The 21416-nt window shown below is 36.1% G+C and carries 23 protein-coding genes and 1 pseudogene; 7 read left to right on the plus strand and 17 right to left on the minus strand.

What is annotated here, in order from left to right:
• Positions 1-18: 18 nt before the first annotated feature.
• The 3 genes from ACQKN2_RS09880 to ACQKN2_RS09890 form a co-directional block, all read right to left on the minus strand.
• Positions 19-216, minus strand: coding sequence for a hypothetical protein (locus ACQKN2_RS09880; RefSeq protein WP_427414820.1), 198 nt, complete (start codon positions 214-216; stop codon positions 19-21).
• Positions 217-593: 377 nt separating this feature from the next.
• Positions 594-1571, minus strand: a complete 978-nt coding sequence (locus tag ACQKN2_RS09885) for a thymidylate synthase (RefSeq protein WP_427414821.1) — start codon at positions 1569-1571, stop codon at positions 594-596.
• 85 nt (positions 1572-1656) lie between these two features.
• On the minus strand, positions 1657-2574 hold the full coding sequence (locus ACQKN2_RS09890) for a hypothetical protein (RefSeq protein WP_427414822.1): 918 nt from the start codon (positions 2572-2574) through the stop codon (positions 1657-1659).
• Between the two features lie 207 nt (positions 2575-2781).
• On the opposite strand from ACQKN2_RS09890, the gene ACQKN2_RS09895 reads away from it, so the two are divergent.
• From ACQKN2_RS09895 to ACQKN2_RS09905, 3 genes are all read left to right on the plus strand, one after another.
• Positions 2782-4956 (plus strand): sensor histidine kinase, encoded by a 2175-nt coding sequence (locus tag ACQKN2_RS09895; protein WP_427414823.1) that lies wholly within the window; start codon positions 2782-2784, stop codon positions 4954-4956.
• Positions 4949-5575 carry a response regulator gene (locus tag ACQKN2_RS09900; RefSeq protein WP_427414824.1) on the plus strand — a complete coding sequence of 209 codons (627 nt, stop codon included), beginning with the start codon at positions 4949-4951 and terminating at the stop codon, positions 5573-5575. The genes ACQKN2_RS09895 and ACQKN2_RS09900 overlap by 8 nt, the downstream gene beginning before the upstream one ends.
• Before the next feature lie 205 nt (positions 5576-5780).
• Entirely contained in the window at positions 5781-5981 is a 201-nt protein-coding gene (locus ACQKN2_RS09905) for a cold-shock protein (RefSeq protein WP_049665562.1), read from the plus strand.
• A 103-nt stretch (positions 5982-6084) separates the two neighbouring features.
• On the opposite strand, the gene ccsB is transcribed toward ACQKN2_RS09905, so the two are convergent.
• The 4 genes from ccsB to ACQKN2_RS09925 all read right to left on the minus strand — a co-directional run bounded on the left by ccsB (position 6085) and on the right by ACQKN2_RS09925 (position 9840).
• Positions 6085-7254: a c-type cytochrome biogenesis protein CcsB gene (gene ccsB, locus ACQKN2_RS09910; protein WP_427414825.1), complete on the minus strand. Its 1170-nt coding sequence runs from the start codon at positions 7252-7254 to the stop codon at positions 6085-6087.
• A 911-nt stretch (positions 7255-8165) separates the two neighbouring features.
• Complete coding sequence (locus ACQKN2_RS09915; protein ID WP_427414826.1) at positions 8166-8561, minus strand: DUF3995 domain-containing protein; 396 nt, start codon at positions 8559-8561, stop codon at positions 8166-8168.
• 299 nt (positions 8562-8860) lie between these two features.
• On the minus strand, positions 8861-9280 hold the full coding sequence (locus ACQKN2_RS09920; protein WP_427414827.1) for a GNAT family N-acetyltransferase: 420 nt from the start codon (positions 9278-9280) through the stop codon (positions 8861-8863).
• A gap of 89 nt (positions 9281-9369) precedes the next feature.
• A complete protein-coding gene (locus ACQKN2_RS09925; protein ID WP_427414867.1) occupies positions 9370-9840 on the minus strand; it encodes a GNAT family N-acetyltransferase in 471 nt (156 codons plus the stop codon).
• 261 nt (positions 9841-10101) lie between these two features.
• Here ACQKN2_RS09925 and ACQKN2_RS09930 point away from each other — a divergent pair, with 261 nt between their 5' ends.
• Positions 10102-10695, plus strand: coding sequence for a hypothetical protein (locus ACQKN2_RS09930; RefSeq protein ID WP_427414828.1), 594 nt, complete (start codon positions 10102-10104; stop codon positions 10693-10695).
• Positions 10696-10963: 268 nt separating this feature from the next.
• A complete protein-coding gene (locus ACQKN2_RS09935; protein WP_427414829.1) occupies positions 10964-11548 on the plus strand; it encodes a GNAT family N-acetyltransferase in 585 nt (194 codons plus the stop codon).
• An 82-nt stretch (positions 11549-11630) separates the two neighbouring features.
• Here the strand turns inward: ACQKN2_RS09935 and ACQKN2_RS09940 are convergent, their stop codons facing one another.
• A complete protein-coding gene (locus ACQKN2_RS09940; RefSeq protein ID WP_427414830.1) occupies positions 11631-12185 on the minus strand; it encodes a histidine phosphatase family protein in 555 nt (184 codons plus the stop codon).
• 11 nt (positions 12186-12196) lie between these two features.
• Complete coding sequence (locus tag ACQKN2_RS09945) at positions 12197-12826, minus strand: hypothetical protein (protein WP_427414831.1); 630 nt, start codon at positions 12824-12826, stop codon at positions 12197-12199.
• 559 nt (positions 12827-13385) lie between these two features.
• Between ACQKN2_RS09945 and ACQKN2_RS09950 the strand changes: the two genes are divergently transcribed.
• Both ACQKN2_RS09950 and ACQKN2_RS09955 read left to right on the plus strand, forming a co-directional pair.
• Positions 13386-13526, plus strand: coding sequence for an aspartyl-phosphate phosphatase Spo0E family protein (locus tag ACQKN2_RS09950; RefSeq protein WP_427414868.1), 141 nt, complete (start codon positions 13386-13388; stop codon positions 13524-13526).
• A gap of 135 nt (positions 13527-13661) precedes the next feature.
• Positions 13662-14126, plus strand: a complete 465-nt coding sequence (locus tag ACQKN2_RS09955; protein ID WP_427414832.1) for a hypothetical protein — start codon at positions 13662-13664, stop codon at positions 14124-14126.
• Positions 14127-14417: 291 nt separating this feature from the next.
• Here ACQKN2_RS09955 and thrS read toward each other — a convergent pair whose 3' ends face one another.
• The 8 genes and pseudogenes from thrS to ACQKN2_RS09995 all read right to left on the minus strand — a co-directional run bounded on the left by thrS (position 14418) and on the right by ACQKN2_RS09995 (position 21180).
• Positions 14418-16334, minus strand: a complete 1917-nt coding sequence (thrS, locus tag ACQKN2_RS09960) for a threonine--tRNA ligase (RefSeq protein ID WP_427414833.1) — start codon at positions 16332-16334, stop codon at positions 14418-14420.
• 839 nt (positions 16335-17173) lie between these two features.
• Positions 17174-17302 (minus strand): annotated as a pseudogene (locus ACQKN2_RS09965) (LysR family transcriptional regulator); the annotation flags it as partial.
• A 62-nt stretch (positions 17303-17364) separates the two neighbouring features.
• Positions 17365-18153: a lipid II flippase Amj family protein gene (locus ACQKN2_RS09970; protein ID WP_427414869.1), complete on the minus strand. Its 789-nt coding sequence runs from the start codon at positions 18151-18153 to the stop codon at positions 17365-17367.
• Between the two features lie 200 nt (positions 18154-18353).
• Complete coding sequence (locus ACQKN2_RS09975) at positions 18354-18899, minus strand: hypothetical protein (RefSeq protein WP_427414834.1); 546 nt, start codon at positions 18897-18899, stop codon at positions 18354-18356.
• 300 nt (positions 18900-19199) lie between these two features.
• Complete coding sequence (locus ACQKN2_RS09980) at positions 19200-19664, minus strand: hypothetical protein (RefSeq protein WP_427414835.1); 465 nt, start codon at positions 19662-19664, stop codon at positions 19200-19202.
• Positions 19665-20075: 411 nt separating this feature from the next.
• Positions 20076-20423, minus strand: coding sequence for a GNAT family N-acetyltransferase (locus tag ACQKN2_RS09985; protein ID WP_427414836.1), 348 nt, complete (start codon positions 20421-20423; stop codon positions 20076-20078).
• Positions 20424-20434: 11 nt separating this feature from the next.
• A complete protein-coding gene (locus ACQKN2_RS09990) occupies positions 20435-20782 on the minus strand; it encodes a DUF3147 family protein (RefSeq protein ID WP_323650141.1) in 348 nt (115 codons plus the stop codon).
• Positions 20782-21180, minus strand: a complete 399-nt coding sequence (locus ACQKN2_RS09995; protein ID WP_427414837.1) for a MarR family winged helix-turn-helix transcriptional regulator — start codon at positions 21178-21180, stop codon at positions 20782-20784. Before ACQKN2_RS09995 ends, ACQKN2_RS09990 begins: the two co-directional genes overlap by 1 nt.
• Positions 21181-21416: the final 236 nt, after the last annotated feature.

Genomic DNA, 21416 nt, shown 5'->3' on the forward strand with positions numbered 1-21416 from the left:
TCAGTCACTTTGGCTCTTCTATCCGTCGCTTCGCCTTTTCTTTCCGTCGCTCCGACTTCTTTCCATCGCTAGTGCTTTGCCATCCGTCGCTTTGACGGTTCTATCCGTCGCTTTGCCTCTTCTATCCGTCGCTTCGCCGGTTCTTTCCGTCACTTTGCCTCTTCCATCCGTCGCTTTGACTCTTCTATCCGTCGCTTTGCCTCTTCTTTCCGTCACTTCGCCTTTTCTATCCGTCGCTCTGATTTCTTTCAGTCACTTTGGCTCTTCTATCCGTCGCTTCGCCTTTTCTTTCCGTCGCTCCGACTTCTTTCCATCGCTAGTGCTTTGCCATCCGTCGCTTTGACTCTTCTATCCTTCGCTTTGCCTCTTCTTTCCGTCACTTCGCCTTTTCCACCCGTCGCTCTGACTTCTATCCGTCACTTTGCCGGTTCCATCCGTCACTTTGGCTCTTCCATCCGTCGCTCTGACTTCTATCCGTCACTTTGCTGGTTCCATCCGTCACTTCGTCTCTTCCATCCGTCACCCCAAGCTATCTATCCACCCCTGTTTGTTTGCTTTAAAAAAACAGCAACCAAAACGGCTGCTGCTTCATTTTAAACGGCAATTGGTGCTTTAATTGTTGGGTGTGGATCATAGCCCTCAATTGAAAGATCTTCGAGCTCTATGTCGAAAATTGACGCTTTATATGGATTGATTTTTAAGGTTGGTAGGTCCTTAAGTTCGCGTGAAAGCTGTTCTTTTACTTGCTCCACGTGATTTGAATATATATGAGCATCCCCAATGCTATGAATAAATTCGCCTACCTCTAAACCACATTCGTGTGCAATTAAATGTGTCAGTAATGCATATGAGGCAATATTAAATGGGCAGCCTAGTAATGTATCGAGGCTTCTTTGCATTAGCTGACAGCTCAATTTACCATTTGCGACATAAAATTGGAACATTACGTGACACGGAGGTAGTGCAGCTTTACTGCCCTTCGCTCCTGCATTAATAACATCTTCTGGATTCCATGCATTGACAATAATGCGTCGTGAATCTGGATTGTGCTTGATTTGATGGATTATATCTTGCAATTGATCGATGCTTTCCCCTGTTGATGTTGTCCAATTACGCCATTGCTTGCCGTAAACATTTCCAAGTTCGCCGTATTTACTTGCAAATTCATCATCTGTTAATACACGCTCACAAAATGAAGCTAATTCTTTTTGATAGTCAGCATTGAAAGATTCGTCCGCTAAGCAACGACGACCAAAGTCTGTCATATCGGGACCTGAATATTCATCAGACTCAACCCATTTTTTAAAAGCCCATTCATCCCAAATGTGATTATTGTTTTGCAGTAGATAGCGAATATTTGTATCCCCTTTAATAAACCAAAGTAGCTCACTTGCTACAAGTTTGAATGGTACACGTTTCGTCGTTAAAAGAGGAAAGCCTTCGCTTAAATCAAATCGCATTTGATAGCCAAATACACTATATGTACCTGTTCCTGTACGATCTTCCTTTTTAACACCATTATCTAATATATGTTGTAATAAATTTAAGTACGCGATTTCTGGATGCGCCATGTTCACCAACAGCTCCTTCAAGTATGCTGTTGACCATTATATCATCTAATAACTACATGTGAATGCCAAAAAATAAAAACAATATTTACCGGTCTGAGCTAAAGGTATTGTGTTCTAGCTCCCTTGCGATTTCACTCTCCGTCGTGACAAAAAACATTGGCAACAAAATAATATTAAATAAAACGGGGGCAATAATAAACAAAAGATCAACCATTGGGTTAAAATAGAGACCAAACGCAGTCAGTAACCCTGACATGATTAGAAAAACAATTTGCACACCGATAATTATGAATGGAATGATTTGATACATATAATTAAGCTTTCGGAACTGATGCATGTTTTCTGGGTTTTTAATAATTCTCTTTTTTAAACGCCTCGATAATATGAAACAGGCAATAAGCTGCGCCAAAATAAAGCTAAAATAAATAACAATATATAGTACCATTTGCCTTTTCATAACCGAGCCATTAAAATGGCCTACTCGCTGATGTAGTAGCTCGTTGACCTCACCCTCATACACATATTCCTGCTCACTAAAATAAGTAGGCGGTTCCACAAAGCCGAGAGTTGCCAAATCCATTGAGTTGGCTTGCCAGTCGATTAGTTTGCTGGCCATAATCCGTAATTGAATGGCATCGTTTTCGCCAAACATCCCTATTAAAAATGTATATGGAATCGCTACCTTTATTCCCCCATCTTGTTTTTCATTAATTAAATCTTTAATCGAAAAAATATACGCAACTTCTGTCTGGTGGGCTTCATAACGAGCATCCTCGATCTTCCAATGACTCGCTAAGGAGGATTCAATTTTATTCATCATTTCAATATACGGCGTATCATTATGTAAATTCTTTGGAATCTTATAAACAAAACGATTGTCACCCCCAATAATGGAAATATCTACTTTTACCGCATCATTCTCAAAGTTCTTAGCGATTGTTGTCATTGGGTACGACATTATGACGACTAGAAAAAGGACAAGTGACAATCCTTTCTTTGTCATGCAACGCTCCCCCTTTTCGTCACATATGATAGATTTACACTATCATAGGCTATACCGAAAAAACTACTTCGTTATTCCGAAAAAGCTATAGTGGTTTTCCGAAACAACTTTTTCGGTATTCCAAAATTACCAAAAATTATGGATAATATAGTAGTACTTAAGATTGAAATGGGGCATTTTTATCATGCAAATAATTGAGAGAAAACGATGAGTAAATGGACATATAGTATTTTCATAACCTACCTACTCCTCGGTATTTATGTACTTGTAGTCGCATCGAAAATACCTTATATCGGCATTTTGGTAGACACAACTAGCGACCAACTTGTCATGACCGAGTTCTATTATCCAAATTGGGCACAGCAAAATAATATCGAAAAAGGTGATCTACTACTGACAATCGATGGCAAGTCCGTTAGTTCTAATCAAATCGATTCTTACGTTCGTTGTGCAAAAGAACTAACATTTATGAAACCTAATGGGGATGTTCATGCTGTTTCAATTAAGCATAAAGATATTCCGGAAGAATTTTATTTGCAAATTATTTTTCCACTTTTTTATTTTGTTCTATCTTTTGGCGTTGCTAACTATTTATGGCGAAGAAATAAGGATAATCCACTAACTAGTCTACTTACATTATTTTTATTAACCTGTTCATTGGCTTATGTAAGCACGGGAGCTTCAGTTAGAGGAAGTCTAATTGGATCATTAGTAATAGGGACCGGTATCGTTTTATGTATAGTGCTTTTCATCCACTTTTTACAATTTTATTTCCGCTACCAACGTATAGAATGGCCCTACATTAATACCAAGTGGCTATATGTAACGCTACTATTTATCCCTTGCTCTGAGTTCATTATAAATGTGAATTCTGACTTTGGTACGAAAGCAGCATTAATTAACTTAGGAATGTTTGCTGTACTAGTTCTCTATGCCATCTATATTTTATTAACGAGTTATATACGAACTAAACTGGAAAAAATCCGTTTAATCACTATTGCATTTATCACGCCTTTCTTGCCGTTTTTACTGTTTTTCGTCATACCTGTATTATTAGGGCAGAACCCTATTTTACATGCCGAAGTAGCCGCCTTATTTTTATTGTTTATTCCTTTTTCTTTTATCTTCATTCAAGTGAATGAACGATTATTCGATATTGAATATCAATTATCTCGTTTACGTTATTATTCAACACTTGCTTTTTTTAGTGCATTACTATTAACTACGGGTATTACCATCCTGTTAATTGACAAATTATCGATTGTTAAAATTACGAGTGTCTTTATACTAGTATTCCTCGTCATCATTGCTAGTTTCTATATAAAAGAGCAGCTTGATTTTAAATATCGAAAGATTATTTTTTCATCCACTGGCAATTATGTACATAATTTATATGCTGCGGTTAATCGTATGGGTAAAGCAAAAAATCAGCAAGAATTACTGGATCAATTTAAGTATGAAATAACAGAAAAGCTTGGTACAACAGCCTTTACGATTACAAAAATAAAAGAAGATGCGCATGTCACTTGTGATGAAGTCAACATAGGGAATCACCTATTATTACATGATACAGGCGAAGAAAAAATCATGTTAACCATTAGACATGTATTACAAAAAGAAGAGCTTCTTTGGCTAGAGTTACTCGCCCTCTATGTCTCGATGTTTATTGATAATTTAAAGCTCATTGAAGATTTAGTATGTGAAATAAAGCTTATGAAGGATCACAATGATACACAGCTTCCTTGGCTCGACAAATTATTATGGAATATCATCGAAAAGGAGAAAAGTATTTTAGCACAGGAATTACATGATACTATTTTGCAAGAGCAACTTCATTTAGCGAGAGAGTTAGATGTACTTGCTAGCTCGCCTATTATAAAAAAAGAAAAGGTATTAAATATTCGTGAGCAGTTGCTGGATGCATCGAAGGACTTACGTGAGTATTGTGAGAATTTAAGCCCTCCTTTGCTAGACACATTTGGGCTACAAATCGCCTTAAAGAAACTAATGCAAAAGGTAAAAATACGAGCAGACTTTTTGTTAAAAGCTCAAATAGAACGTGTCCAATTTCAAGATGTAACTTTACATTTAGTCGTCTATCGCCTAGTGCAGGAGCTCTTAAATAATGCCATTAAGCATGCTGGGGCAACCGAAGTTTCACTAAAACTACTAGCGATAGATCGTGGCTTCATCCTCCAATACGATGATAATGGTATTGGCTGTAATATTGAAGGTTTAATGCACTCTTCAGCTTCTATGGGCATTAATGGTATTCGAGAACGAGTCCGTGCTTTTAATGGGGATATCACGATAACCTCCAATTTAAATGAAGGAATGCATATATTTATTCAAATACAAGAGGACGTGGATTCAGATGATTAATATTCTTATTATAGATGACCATCCTGTCGTTTTAGATGGTACAAAAACGTTATTACAAGATTTAACAAATGTCCATATAGACACGGAACAGGATAGCGTCGCTGTTCTGTCGAGAATGGATGCTCAATCTTTTCAATTATTTTTGATCGATATTAATATGAAGCCCATCAATGGTATTCAGCTTGCAGAAATGATTAAGAAAAAGCAACCAGAAGCACTTATTTTACTCTATACAGGATATGAGGTTTCCGATTATTACGAACTACTTATCGAGAAAAAAATCGATGGACTATTATCCAAACTTGCCACGAAACAGCAAGTGATTCAAACCATTGAAGCTGCACTAAGGGGCGAGATCCTACTATCAGCTGATTTTTTAGATTTCGTACAGCAGCGGACCAATCTTCCAAATATGCAGCAAGATGTTTTACTAAGTGACAAGGAGCAAGAGATTTTACAGCTTGTTGCACAAGGTTGTACAAATAAAGCAATTGCTTCAGCCATTGGGGTTACACAGCGCACTGTTGAAAATTATTTATCTAAACTTTTTGTCAAACTAAACGTAGAATCACGTGCAGAGGCTGTAATTGTCGCTAAAGAAAAAGCATGGTTAAAATAGAGGTAATGTAAATTTTATATTACTAAATTCGGAATATACTGGATAAATGTCTGGAACTGTTATATAATAAAAACAATAATTACATTACTTCATCTTAGCCGCTAAAAACACGTATTCAAAAGTATTACGAGCTATTGAGTATGTGAATTTTTTTGCAAGCGATCGAAGCAATATGATTGTTTAATTTTTTTGGGAGGTTTTTCACATGACACAAGGTACAGTAAAATGGTTTAACGCAGAAAAAGGTTTTGGTTTTATCGAGGTAGAAGGTGGAAATGATGTATTTGTACATTTCTCTGCTATTCAAACAGATGGCTTTAAAACTTTAGATGAAGGCCAAAAAGTAGAGTTCGGCGTTGAAGAAGGTAATCGCGGACCTCAGGCTACTAATGTTGTAAAGCTTTAATTTATAGCTTTAACATGTAGAGTGCAAAATTCAAGAGACATCCAAATTGCGGATGTCTCTTTTTTAGTTAACTATATTCAGCTTAGGAAATTAGCAAGCTCTCTTACGCGTAAGAATGTAAACCTGCAATTACTAAATTAACAAACACTTGATTAAACACGATAATTCCAAATCCAATAATCGCTAACCAAGCTGTCTTTTCCCCTTCCCAGCCTTTTGAAAGTCGGAAATGAAGGAAAGCGGCATAAAATAAAAATGTAATAAGTGCCCACACTTCTTTAGGATCCCAACCCCAATACCTACTCCAAGCAATCTGTGCCCAAATCATAGCAAACAACAGACCTCCTAGGGCAAATAATGGGAAACCTATGACAACAGCTCGATATGTAATTTCATCCATTAATGCTGGCTGTACACGGTTTGTTAATGGCTTTAACAAAACAATTAATCGTTTTCTCGTAATGAGTACAATCACCCCATATAAAATCGTGCCAACGATAAATGACCAAACAATCGTGTTCAATTTCTTCGCATCTAGCTTATTAGTAATCTGCAAAACGCCAACCTGATCCCCACTAGCTGTTACTGCACCTTTATTGACAATCAATGGCGTCATCGTATATTCGGCTGTTTCTTTCTTTTCTAGCTTATTTTCAAATTGAACCTCGATTTTATCCCCTGCTAAGTTAAAATAAGTGCCAACCCCAATAAAGCCAATCACGACAATTAAACAATACATAACAAATTCCAAGGCAACTGTACTCTTCGAAAACTTAGAAACATCTAATGTTCTTAACAAATAAATAATACCTGTTGCAAATGAGACCGATAAAACAGCACTTGAAAATGCAACTGTCATAACATGAATCGTTAACCAATTACTTTGCAATGATGGAACAAGCGGTGAAACCGTTTTTGTAAAAACGCTTCCATAACCGAGAATAATTAATGACACAGGAATCGTAAACAAGCCTACAACAATTTGCTTATATAAAAAATGAATAATCAGATAGCTACCAGTAAGCATGATGCCAAAGAACGTCATAAACTCATACATATTACTTACAGGTGCATGATCAACAGCAATCCATCTTAAAATGAAATAAACTAGCTGTAAAGCAAATGCAATATATGTAAGTAGAAGACCGACTTTTCCAAACATCTTTCCTTTGGATTTCACGGCAAGTCCAATCGGTATAATGGCGATTAGTAGTAAAATAAATGCCACGAACAATGAATTACTACTTAAACTTAATAATGTTTCTTTACTCAATGTAAAATCCTCCAAAATATTTTTTTGCGAATCTCCATAACGTGAGGTTGATTTCCGTTCCGACTGGGCGCTTTCCTGGGGGCGTCGGGCCAACACTATGTTGGTCACGAAGGCGTTATCACAGGACGTGATGCTTTTAGCCTTCGTTCCTCTACCCGCTTCACTCGCGTAGCTCGCTCCAGGGTCTCGGGCCAACACGATGTTGGTCACGAAGGCGTTATCACAGGATCTGATGGTTTTAGCCTTCGTTCCCCTATCGCTGATCCCCAAGGAGTCGCCCAGCCTCCACTCCAATCAACTTAATAAATGGTATTGCACTCCCTCCATTTTGTGATGATCCATTTTTTGAGGAAACTATCTAGTAGCTTCCAATAAAAATAACGTTATTCATCAAAATAAGTGCCATCATTTCCCTTTAAATGATTTTATTTTTTCAGAATTGTTACAGTTACGTGACATAAAGTAGAGAAGAGATCTCTTAAAGACGCCCTCATATCAAAAAAACAAGCCACCTATATTAACGAAAAGACGGCACGACTATACCCATATCTTACCATCGCTTGGGATATAAGTATATTTTCTCAGCCGTTTTCTTAAAGATTGTTGCTAAACTAAATCTTGATGGACAACAAAAAAAACAGAGTTAATCTACAAAAATGCGTAGAAATAAACTCTGTTTTTTTATAGTTCGAAAATCGAATCTTCTACTAGTAGAATTCTTTACAATCTTTCCTTTACCCTAACAAGATCTATTCTTTTAAATGTGTTGAGGCATACCAAAAGACACCCTCTTATTCAAGAAAAGCGCCCTTTAATTGGATAAGACATCTGAAATTTTATCCACAATTATTATTAATTACAGTAACTTCTCAGGTTTTTTACATTATTTATTGCTCAAACCTTATTCAGTATTACATTGTTAATCCATTACTCCCCCTTATATCACTCTGATAGTGCAAAGTAGCCAATCCGAATAAGATCCCTGCGATCAAAAACCAAGGTTCGAAAAGTAAAAGGTCAGTTAGGATCAAATATTCGAAGTCTACAGTTGCCCATGCAGAGAAATCAAAGAACTCTAAACGAATAATGCCAGCCAAGAAGAGCCCCTTTGTAACATAGCCATATACAACATGCATGCACGGAAGTATACAAGCAGTCCAACCCATAACAAGCATTAACCATCGTGGGATACTTTTCCCCCAAGTATGAACCAGTAAAAACGCAAGTATTGCAGCTACTAACAACATTGCAGATGCTCCCCAGTTTACTGCTTCCCACATCGCCTCCTCTTTCCAAACCCCAGGCATCCATGCCATTCCTCCAAATCCCTAATAAATGTGAATCGGAATATACAAGAGCGACCAGATACATGCGGCATAACCAGCCCATTTCATTTGACTAATCTTCATTTCCTTTTACCCCTCATCATTATATGCAGCAATATATATGACTTTTTCTTTATATTCAGTTCTTGTGGGAATTAATCGGTTTTTAAACATTCAAATAGTCATTCATCAAGATATTTTTTAATAATACGAGCAAGTAAATAGCTTTTCATAGTTGCAAGTCTCGCAGCAGAAACTTTACTACGAGACTTGTCTTGCTTCTATTTATATTTCACATAAATGATTTCTGGGTCTCCCTCGTCTAAGTTTTCAATAAACCCACTTTTTATAAATCCTGCCGTTTCAAATACCTTATGCATACTAATATTGGATTGGTTAGTAGAAGAAAAAATTTTGGGTGCCGCTGCCATTTCTACATAAAAAGCTAGCAGTGCTGTTGCAACGCCCTTTCTTCTCTCAGAGGGCTTAACAATAACTAATGAGATGAAGCAGTTTTCAAAAAAGTCCTTCGTAAAAATAAGAAAACCAGTAATCTCTTTTTCTGTTTGTTGAATAATACAACGTTTTTCATTAATGGCTGTACGCAAATATTCGCTTCTCGAATAATCTCCAATTACGTTTCGATCAATCGCACATATTTCGTTGCAATGCTTCATACTTGCTTCCAGCAATTGTGTCATTCTGTTCACCTCATTCTTTATACGCAAAATTAAGTAGCTTCATCAAAGGACAAGCACAGCATTTTCTAATCAAGTTTTTCTCTGTTACTTTAACTTAAGTAATAACTCATCACCTTAATCTTAGTTCTGAGCCCTGTTGCCAGCCTTCCTTCGTCGACAAATCCGCATTTTTTATAAAGTGACTGTGCGGCAGTATTCGGTAGATTAACCCCTAACACAAGCTCATTAATGGTTGGAAAATGCGTCAGAACAAAGTCCGGCAAAAGCTGTAATGCCGCTTTCGCATAGCCTTTACCTTGTTCATAGAAATCTGTTGAAAAAGCCCGGATTAAAATCGCTTGTTCATTAGAGGAATATGGCGTAACGCCCTCTTTTTCATGCAGCACGAAGAATGTCACGAGCTTATCTTCATCTAATACAAGAATAGCGTGACGATTAATATCCTGTTTCACTAGTTCAATGCTCTCTTTCGGAGACATCGTATAGCGAAGCTGCTCCTCTGTGATCGTATATCGTTCAATTAAGTGATCATCTTTTTTTTCATAAAATTTTAATCTCATCATAGCTCCCCTTTCATCTTGAGTCGTCGTTCCACCTTGGCGTAATTGTAACTGTCGCATTGCTTTTGCTACACACGACATTCGCCACTGACGATTCACTTTTGCACTGATAAACAATGCGTTCGGAATTTGACATTTCATATATAGATTGAAAGTACGCATTTAGTACCCCGTTTATTCCCATTATAATATATTGAAAAAATAGAAAATATAATGTATTCTAACATGATTTAGAAAATTATTTTAGAGAAGGTGATCATATTGGAACTATTAGAGAGGGCTCAAAAACGAAAAGAAACAGCCTTGCTCATTTTAGAAGAATTGGAGCTGATAGAAAAATGGAATACCATTGGAGAAGCTTATGTTGTCGGAGCTACAGCATACGATTTACTAGTGGATCAAGATATCGATATCGAAACATTTTGTGTTCGCCCTAATGCAGCAGAAGCTATGACGATATTATCTGATTTAACTAGCAATCCGAAAGTTTTAGAATTAAAGTATCGTAATTATTTAGAAACACCATTTAATGGTATCTATTTTAAAATACAATATGAGCAAATGCCATCAGAAATTTGGAATATTGATATGTGGCTGTTTTCAGAAACACGGAATGGCCCTCTATCAAGAGATTTAGTATCGTTAATGAACGATTCCTTAACAAATGAAAGTCGGAAGTATATTTTAAATATTAAAGAAGAACTTCTAAAAAAATCTATAACGCTTCCTTCGATTTATGTATATGAAGCAGTGTTAGACTACGATATTCAATGCACAGAGAATTTTCTAAATTGGATGGAGCAACAAGATGTAGACATTCAGACAAATTGGCGCCCTTCAAAAAAATATAATTAAATAGATTTATCACCAAAAGTTGGGGATACATTTATTAAAACGTATGCCATGTATAGTAATCGGAACGGAAATCACCCCATCGTTACGGAGATAAGCTTTAAAAATATTTATTTCCACTTATCACCAAAAATGCTACTATAAAGTTATCTAAACTTAAGGGGTTGTGAATATGAGTGCGAAAAGTGCAGTTGATTTTTGTTTATACAACAAATAACACAAGGGATGTAACCTCTAACTGCAGCTCTTAAACAAGGGAGAAAACAAAAAAATGGAAAACTATTTTAAAGAATTTCTTACAGGACAAGCTATTACTTTAAAGCAAATGGCTTCCTCCGACTTAGAAACATTTGTAAAAATTGAAAGTGAACACAAGACGTTGTTACTGGCTAATGACGACATTCCCTTTCCAAATACCTTTGAGGATCATTCTTCATTCTTTCAAAGTATTAGTGGAAAAAAAGAGGAGTTTTTTTTCGGTATATTCGAAAAGTCGTCAAATGAACTTATCGGTTCTTGCGGTGTCTATGGAATCAACTGGAAAAACAGTACTTGCTTTGTAGGCATTTCAATTGGCGAACAATGGCATGGTAAAGGCCTTGGAACGGATGCAATGAATACTCTTATTCACTTTATTTTTAACTATATTTCCATTAATAAAATCAAACTTCAAGTTTTCAGCTTTAATAAAGGAGCAATTCGTTCTTATGAAAAGTGTGGCTTTACACAAGAAGGTAGTTTACGAAATGAACTTTTCCGCTTCGGTCAATTTCATGATGTCTTGCTATTCGGTTTATTACGAGAAGAATGGACTCAATTGGAAAAACAATCTTCTATAGGGCTAGAAGTACTTTGATTTTCACGATAAATCACAAAAATTCTCGATAAAATGAAGCAAGGGGCTGCCAATTGACAGCCCCCCTTCTATTTTCCATCCCCTAATCTTTCCAAGTTCTTTGTACATCACTTAACACGAAATGCTGCAATGTAAGTTGATGAACATCAGGCATTGAAAGTCCCTTCCAAAATGAATAATTATATTGTGCATCAAAATATTGCATCATTAAGACCATTATATTGCCATGTGTACCAATCACTATATTGTCATTTGGATGTGCAAGGATAATTTTTTGTAAGGTAGTAATAGCTCGTTCCTTGGCGACTTCATTTGATTCCCCACCCTCAAATGCGAATTTCGGATGACTCCATACTTGATGAATCGCAGTGTCAAAGTCCAGTAGATTCCCATTAGATAGGTTTCTTTCTTTTAAAGAATCTATCGTATTTATTTCTAGCTTATGTTCTTGTGCTATACCTGCCACCGTCTGAACAGATCTTTTATAAGGACTTGAATATATAGCATGGATTATTTTATTGGTAAATAATTTTGTCACACGATCCCGATCCTCAAAACCTTTATCAGAAAGCGGGCGATTGTACTCATCAGCTGTATAGTAAGAATGCGCGTGTCTTACAAAGTATATTACGGTCATAATTGTTTCCTCTATTTTTCTTCAGATTTTGCTTTCTTTTCTTTTATATAATTATATAAATCAACCTTCCACATACCATCCTCTTTTAGTAAAGCAAATATCTTACGATAGTGAGAGCTTCCGAAAATTATATCCAATTGAACAATTGCTATACTTTCTGTACTAGTTTCTCTATCTAATAAAATATCATTGTAGTATCGGTATATTAAATAATCCTGTATTTGTTCATCTAATAAATAGTTTATATACTCATCAATAAACGTTTGTTTATCTGGAAGCTCATTGTTATTGTAGGTAATTGCATAGAGTTTATCGAAATTATGCTCATATATTAAATTCATCATAATTAACACCATTTCCTCTGGTGTAAAAGTCTTTAAACTATTCATATTCTCATTGCTTAAGAATTCTTCATATAAAACTCGTTTTTCCTCTGGCAATTCCTCTAAATATGTAAAATCATACTCCCTATCAATGACTGGAGGAGTCGATTTACAATCTTCCACATGTTGAACGTTATGATTAGTAACCGATGTTGTTCCTGGTGATTCTCCTAATTTTGACTTCTCTTCTGAACATGCTATTAACATTAAATTTGAAACGACAATAACGATTAGTATTGGCAACTTTAACTTCAACATTGTATACCTCCCCCTATCATTTAATAGATTCACATACTACTTCTTCCATCATTCTATATATTTCGAAAATTCTCAACATTTAAACCAGAAAGAAATCTCTTCAATATCAAACAACAAAAAAGTATATTTGATAAATTGTGACAAGAAAATAAAGACCATAAAAATTCTCGTCGATACCTGCATAAATTTTCATAGTACAAAAGACGCTAATCTATTAAATATCACCTTAAACATTTTCTGAAATCTAGTCAAAAAAAAACACTAATATTCTAATATTAAGGGTAAAAAACACACCAATAATACAATAAAAGTAATTTATATAGGCATAAATATTCAACACTATTATTCTGTATTTATTTCCATCATGTAAGAATTAATATTTTTTTCTATGACTAAATTACGAATTTCTCAAGCTATACACAATATGACATATTTTTCATTTTAGGTGAGATACAATGAAAAAGTTGAATCGAGGTCAATGTATTTCAAGAATAATATGAAGAAAAAAATTTAGGGGGAAAAGATTTTGGTTAATATATCGTTTAAACAATTCTTGAAGATGGAGATTGAAAATAAAAGGAAAGATATGTATAAAAAGGCTATGGATTTAGGTTTCACCCATCCCAGTGTGGTAGATTGTAGCCAAGAATTAGATGTCCTACTAAATAAATATTCAAAAGCAATCCATAAAGCAAGCTAAAATGATTTCCGATGATTCGCCTAGTTTTATCCTGTATTAAATTCCGGTTATAAAGCCTATTGCTGTTGAGAAGATATGTATAAATATCATATAAATGGGCTATCTTTTTGATGACAGGAAAAAGGAGGCTTAATCATGCAGGTATTTATTTTATCATTGATCGCTTCAAGCTTTTTACTACAGCAGCCTCAAGATTCAGTTGAAAACAAAGCACCGATTCTTTGCATACCTTCTGGAACTACATCTTATAAATACCCTAATAATCAATATCAAGCATTTCGTACTGAGAATGATTTTTACCATCAATTAGATAGGACAATCTATGAGGAATATAACAATGCTACCTTGAACATTCGTCAAAGAATAGCCTTTAAGGACTTTTCGAAGGCTGAGGAAACATTTAATCTAAAAACAAATTTTATACGTAAAAAAACAGACCTCTCTCAACATACTTTTATTCATCCCAATCGACAAGTATATTTTTTAGCATCCTTTAAGCAATTGAATCAGGAGTCTTATCATAAATACCTGGTCATTGACGCGGAGACACAAACAATCCTTTTAGGAAATAGTAATTACCAAAGTAATACCATCAAATAATTGTATTTCGATTGTTGTTTAATTTATTGTATGCTTGAAAATTGATTAATAGTAGCAAATTCGAAGAAAAAACTAACATTTTTATGCAAATTCGGAAAATAATATATATTCTACGGCTGTTATAGCTCGACTCTTGGGAGTACTGACTTCTCCTAGAGTCGAGCTAAATTGTTTTATAGGACCTCGTTTAACTTCTTTCAGCAATCTTTTGTACTGAAAGCGAAACGACAAGTACAGGTAAAGAAGTCTCCCACCTCTATAAATGGTGAGATGAATGTGGATGTCCCCTTTTTAAGATAAGGCCTTTTGCTGTATTTCTTGCTTTATTTCCTCTATAAACTGCTGCAATGGTTTTTCAATTAATGCTTGCTGACCATATTTACGAACAGTGACATGTTGAGTATCCATTTCTTTATCACCAAGCACTACAACATAAGGTGTTTTTTTCATTTGAGCTTCACGAATTTTTTTACCTAGTTTTTCTTGTCGATCGTCAATACTTACACGGATTTGTTCATTTTGTAAAGCTTCAACAACATGCTGGACATATTCTCGATGCTTATCTGCAACCCCAATGACTTTTACTTGCTGAGGTGCAAGCCATGTTGGGAACGCCCCTCCAAAATGCTCAATCAATATGCCTAAAAAGCGATCAATAGAACCGAATACCGCTCGATGAATAACGACAGGTCTTACTTTTTCATTCTGTTCATTGACATATGTTAAGTCGAATTTTTCAGGTAGTTGGAAATCGAGCTGTACCGTTGCACATTGATGACTGCGATGAATGGCATCTTTTATATGAATATCAATTTTTGGTCCATAAAACGCTCCATCACCTTCATTTATTGTAAAAGGAAAGCCTAGATTCGTTAGTACGTTTTCTAACGCCGCTTCGGCTTGGTTCCAAAGCTCAAGTTCCCCCATATAATCAGCGGGACGTGTTGATAATTCAATATCGTATTGGAAGCCAAAAACTTGGTATACCTCATCAATAATCTTCAGGGCAAGCGCAATTTCATCTTCAATTTGCTGTGGAGTAACAAAAATATGTGCATCATCCTGACAAAACGTACGCACTCGTAAAAGTCCATTTAATGCACCACTAAATTCATGTCGATGAACTTGACCAAATTCAGCCATACGAATCGGTAAATCTCTATACGAATGTAAATCATTTTTAAAAATCAGCATATGTCCAGGGCAATTCATAGGCTTTAATGCAAAGCTTTGGTCGTCTACATTTGTAAAGTACATATTTTCTTTATAGTGATCCCAATGTCCTGACTGCTCCCATAAGCGCTGGTTCATCATCAATGGTGTCCGTACTTCTTGGTAATCAAATTTTGCTTGTAAATGACGTAAATAAGACTCCAATTCGTTGCGGATAATTTGACCATTTGCTAAATAAAATGGCATCCCTGGTGCTTCCTCTGAAAACATAAATAACTCTAGTTCTTTTCCTAGCTTTCGGTGATTCCGCTTCTCCGCCTCTTCTAGAAAAACAAAATATTCCTCAAGCTCTTTTTTTGAGGCAAAGGCTACACCGTATATACGCTGAAGCATTTGATTATTGCTATCTCCACGCCAGTAAGCACCTGACACATTCATTAATTTAAAGTGTTGCAGTTTCCCTGTAGAAGGTACATGTGGCCCACGACAAAGATCATAAAAATCTCCTTGTTCATAAACTGTTACTACTTCATTTTCAGGAATATCCTTTAATAACTCTAGCTTTAGCGCATCATGAGCAAATAACTGTTGTGCCTCAGCTCTTGTTACTTCTTTGCGCTTTATTTGTATATTTTCTTGAACAATTTGTTTCATCATTTTTTCAATTCGTTGTAAATCACTAGGCGCAAAGGAATGCGCAATGTCGATATCATAGTAATACCCATTTTCTATAACTGGTCCGACCCCAAATTGAGCAGCAGGGTATAAACGCTTAATTGCTTGGGCTAATAAATGGGCTGTTGAATGACGAATTACCTGAATTCCTTCTTTTGTGCTTGCATCGTATATGGAAATTTGTGAATCCTCCAAAATCGAGCGCGTCAAATCAATGATGGTTCCGTTCACACTCCCTACGATTGCTTTTTTACGTAAAGCGGGGCTAATCGCTTGTGCAATGTCGGTTAGTGTAACACCTTTTGAAAATGCTTGTTGTTTACCATCTGGAAATTGAATGTTAATTACTTGATTTGACATGTTCTCTACTCCTTTTTTATCAATTATGCCTCGGCATAATTGCGTCCGGAATCGGCTTTGTGCTTGCACAAAGAACTCCTTTCCGATTCCGTGACATCCGCCTGAGGCTTTAACTTCTTTCAGCAGGTGTTTGGACATCCGTTGAAAAGTAACTTAAATCCGCATTCATCTCACCACCTATAGAGGTGGGAGACTTCTGCTGAAAGAAGTTAAAAATAAAAAAAACACATATTCGCCCCATAAGGGACGAGCATGTGTTGATTACCCGTGGTTCCACCCAAATTCCCACTAGATGCACTAGTGGCTCATTGAAATGCAGTAACGTTGCAAGTACGGTGCAAGTTTCCAAGCACTGCTCAAAGGTAGTAAGTTTTACTAGCTGCATTAGGAAGCTTTCAGCTTAGGCCTCCCTCTCTGTAAATCGCTTATCAAAACTCGTGTCCTTCTCTTCGCCAATTTCATTGCTTTGTGAAATTGTTACTTACTATAACGAATGTTTCATTACTTGTCAATATTTGAAAATTTTCCGCGAAACAATTTAATGGATCATCACCATAACGTGTGGTTGATTTCCATTCCGACTGGGCGCTTTGTTGTTGCTGTCGCTACGCTTTCGCACACTGTGGGCGTCTAGCCTCCACTCTAATTAACTAATATACATGGCATATGTTTTAACAAAGATGTCATTCAAAACTTTTGGTGATGTGTGAATAAAAGTTATTTTTATAGCTTATGCATAGTAGGAAATTAGCTATCTGGAGTCGCTACTCTCAGTGAAAAATCAACTGTTCCTTATCACAGTGTGTGTCGACAAGCTGAAACCAAACTAGAATTTAAGGTTATAACAATAACGATTCAATTAATTTCATAAGATGTTGCTTTGTCTGGCTCATATAGTTTCTTTTTTTAGAAGGTATTAATATTCCTATAGGCATTTGAGGATCAAATCCCTTAACCTTTAATGTAAGTTATCAATCCTTCTTGAAAACTGTTACTCTGCTTGAATAGTGATTATCCGTGTAAACCCTCCTCACGTCATAAATTGGGTGAACCAGGCAATATATTTTGCCCCTGGAATAAATAAAAGCTGCGCCAAAAATGTGCCTAGTAACCTTGAACCCATCATCATTACAGACGCTTGTTTTAGGCTTAAGTAGCTACCTCTTTGATTAATAACATCATCTGCAAGAACGGAAATTTTAGGGTCAATAAATATGATGAGTAACATCGTTGCTATCCCATTAATAAGTCCTGATGCCATCACAGCAGTTGTTGCTCTTTCTGGAACTAATAAAGAGGCGTAAAGTGCAGACAAGACACCAATTGTATAGATGGCCGTTATTACGACATTCACAATAAATAATTTAAGTGGGATATCACGCCAGCTAATCCCCTTTAAGTATGACAAGCTTGGCAAATGAATGTGTTTTATTCCACGTTTAAAATACTCTATACTAAAACCTTTTTTGAATAACGCTGGAATGGAACCTTTTTCCTCAGATAAATGAATAATGCCCCTTGAAAATATCGCGATAAAAGTCGGCAATAGTAGAATGCCTACCAATGTACCTAGTGAAGCTGCCCCAATAAGCACTCTGAATTGCTGCTCCACAAACGCTAACGCGTTTTCTTTCGGCGCTGTGTCAGTCAAACTTCCAGTAAAAGGCTGCTGCATCATATTTGCCAACCTCGAAACCATGACCATTACATTGAACAAGGATAGTGCAGAGGCTAATAATTTTACACGTGCACCTGATAATCGAACTGCATACGCAAGTGTCTCTATCGAATGAATGATGAGAATAAATAAAGCAATCATGATCAATTTATTTGTTAAAATATCCAAAGTTTTTACCTTCTTTTCGATTATTGATTAGGCATCGTTTGATCCAAGGTTGTCCCATTATCATAAGAAATACAACCAAGAGAAATACAACCAAGACACTCTTTCCCTTTAATATTTTACGAAATTCACTTTAATAGGTTCCGTTATTTCCTACCAAATAAAAAAGCTATTCATCAGGCCTTTCCTCCTAACGAATAGCTTTTTTGTATTTTTTGATGAACTGCAAAGTCATTATTCCAGCTAGTTGAATCAGATAGTTGATAGGTCACCATATTAGCAGTAACAGCAAGAATAACACCTGCTCTAGATTTATCTGTCGAAATAAAATCCTCTAAAACTAATACAACATACCCCTCACCCCGTCCCAGATGATCAATAACATTTGTAGCGTTTATTTCGAAAGTTGTATAGGTTGTCTCATTTGTAGCAGGGAGTAATCGTTGCTCCTGATAGACCCCATTTTCCTTTAAATTATAGCAAACAGGCATCCATCCTTTTGACCAATCAATACTGCCTATTATTTCTTTATTACGCTGTGCTAGTTTGCCAATTGAAAATGTAAAATATATCTTCATAATAGCTTGACCTATTTCATTTTCCCCTTCACATACAGCAGTTACTTCTAGCTTAACATCCTCCTTAGAATGCTTCCGAATAACCACTAAAGTCACAGTGAAAATACAGATAACAAGTACTATACTAACGACGAGAAATCCCATTTAGTCCCTCCTAACATTGCAATGGCTATTACTATAAGATTACCATCCTTTAGGAGCCGTAGTATTTTTTCATCAAACAATCTTATGAAATGACATAGGTATAAAGGATAAGACAAATAACGAGTATATACTGACTTAGCCATTAAAACCACTACACCGCATTTACAGGCAGTAATAAGCAAAGCGGTGGATACAAGTATCCCAGCCAAAATTAGTGAAAGGTCAACTGCCTTTGAAAGCACCATTGGTGAAGACTAAAAATCAGTGGGGTAAGAAACCCCCACTGATTATAGTTTCACTTTACTTTGCCGCTTGTAATTCAGCTGTTAAAGTAAATGGTATTTTTAAATAATCGTACTTAATCGTTATTTTGTTAATAGAAGGTGCTTCAACCTTTACTGCATAATGCTGAGGCTGCTTTCCAATGGCCTGGCGATCTATGTATTGACTAGGAAAAATAGTTACTTGCCGTAATTTATGATAGGTAATATTCGGATTACCTACCAGCTTCGTTTCTGCTTCAATCGGTTCAGATTTACTCACGACAAGCTCGGCATTTTCAGGTACTTTATCATTAACGAGAATTTGTTGAAGCTCTATCTCACGCAATCCTTTATTTTCTATTTCTACGATTCTTATAGTTGAATTATCTGTAGGATTCGTAAAGCTGTTCATGACGAGCGGTGGATTGCTTTTTAAATAAATGATGAAAGCGGCTCCCACCACTAGAACGCTAAATAATAATACAAATAGTAATTTTTTCATGTCATTCCTCACTTTCTTGCTACTTATCAAGTATAGCGAGAAATCGTAGGTTATGTAACCTTGAAAATAAAAACAACCTGACTCATTAAAAGCCAGATTGTTTTGCTAACCGTATTTCATCACGTATTGGAATCCCATCATTTCCGATTAAAGGAATTTCAGGTTTATAAACTCTTGCTTGTTCGACCGCGTTTTGTATAATTTCGACTAAGTAATAACCTCTTTTTTGATAGAATCTTAACTTCTTTCAGCTGAAGTATCCCACCTCTATAGGTGGTGAGATGAATGCGGGTTTAAGTTATTTTTCAGCGGTTGTCCAAACATCCGCTGAAAGAAGTTAAAGCCTCCGGCGGATGTCACGGAATCGGAAAGGAGTTCTTTGTGCAAGCACAAAGCCGATTCCGGACGCAATTATGCCAAGGCATAATTGATCGCGTGTAAATTATCATTTGTCGTTATAAGGGTAATGATCTTACAGCCTTGTTCGAAAGCATTTTCCTCAACTGCTTGTACTAGCAATGAACCTATTCCCTTTCCTTCTACAATACTATCAAGGGAAATAATTTCACATTCTACCTCACGAATACTATACGTCACAAGACCTAAAATCATATTTTGTTCATCTACATAGACAAACCCCTCTAATTTACTACAGTCATAAATCCCACTGGAAATGACCATTTCTGTACTTCCCCAATGCTCTTTAAAAAACTGCACCACATCTTGTTGGGGTAATTGCTGAATAGGAATCACTGTCATCTATCATTCTCCTAAATTGAAAAATTAAACATACTAGCTATGGCTTTTTGAACAACTAGAAATACTGCCCACGAAATGACACCAAGTCCAATAGCAAAAACGATATGGATCGATGATTTCATCGCCATATAAATAACAAATAGCATCACCATTGTCGCTGGTAGTCCAACGATTACACCAACTGTAAACCGCTGAATATGCTCACTCGATTCACTTTGCACAGTAAGCCAAATGATGCTTAAAATACTGACAAGTGGTAGTGCTGCGATAATGCCACCATAGCTAGGAAATCTTCTAGCAATCTCTGTCACAATACCAATAACGGCTGCCGAGCATAGAATTTTTACAAATGTGTACATTATTTAGCCACCTCGCTTAATAAACGAAATGCCTGTAAAACTATTTGTTGATCTTCTTCTGAAAGCTGGTTTAGTGCATGTTGCAGTTTCTTATCATCTAATTCTGTGTTTTTCTTTAAAACACGAAGTCCATCAGCCGTTAAATGAATATGGACTTTACGTTGATCGTCGAGAGCCCGCTCCTTTTTCACCCAGCCATTACGCTCCAGCTTTTTGATATGCTCAGACGCTGTATTTTGAGAAATATTCAGTAACCCTGCAATATCACGCACAGTTACTTCATCTTCCTTTTGAATCATCTGTAAAATACGTACGCTCTGATGCGAAATTGAATCTTCATGCGTTGTATGTAGATGGTAAAAAATCGATGTAAAATAGTTATTTATTTCTGTAATCATTAAATGTACTCCTTTATTATATCGTTTCAAACGATTATATCGTAACTGACGATATATCAAAAGAGAATTCTTCCATCTTGATAAAGATTTTTAACACACGAATAATTTGGTAGGCAATTCAGCATAAGGCTTTAACCATTTCGGATAAATAATCGGGATTGCTGTTGAAAGAAATAACGTTCCATTCACGTAAAAACATCCAATAAGGAAGATCCCCCCATACTAAACTAAATGGG

Origin of the sequence: Lysinibacillus sp. NPDC093688 (genome assembly GCF_050280145.1) — a bacterium.
Taxonomy (GTDB): Bacteria; Bacillota; Bacilli; order Bacillales_A; family Planococcaceae; genus Lysinibacillus; species Lysinibacillus xylanilyticus_B.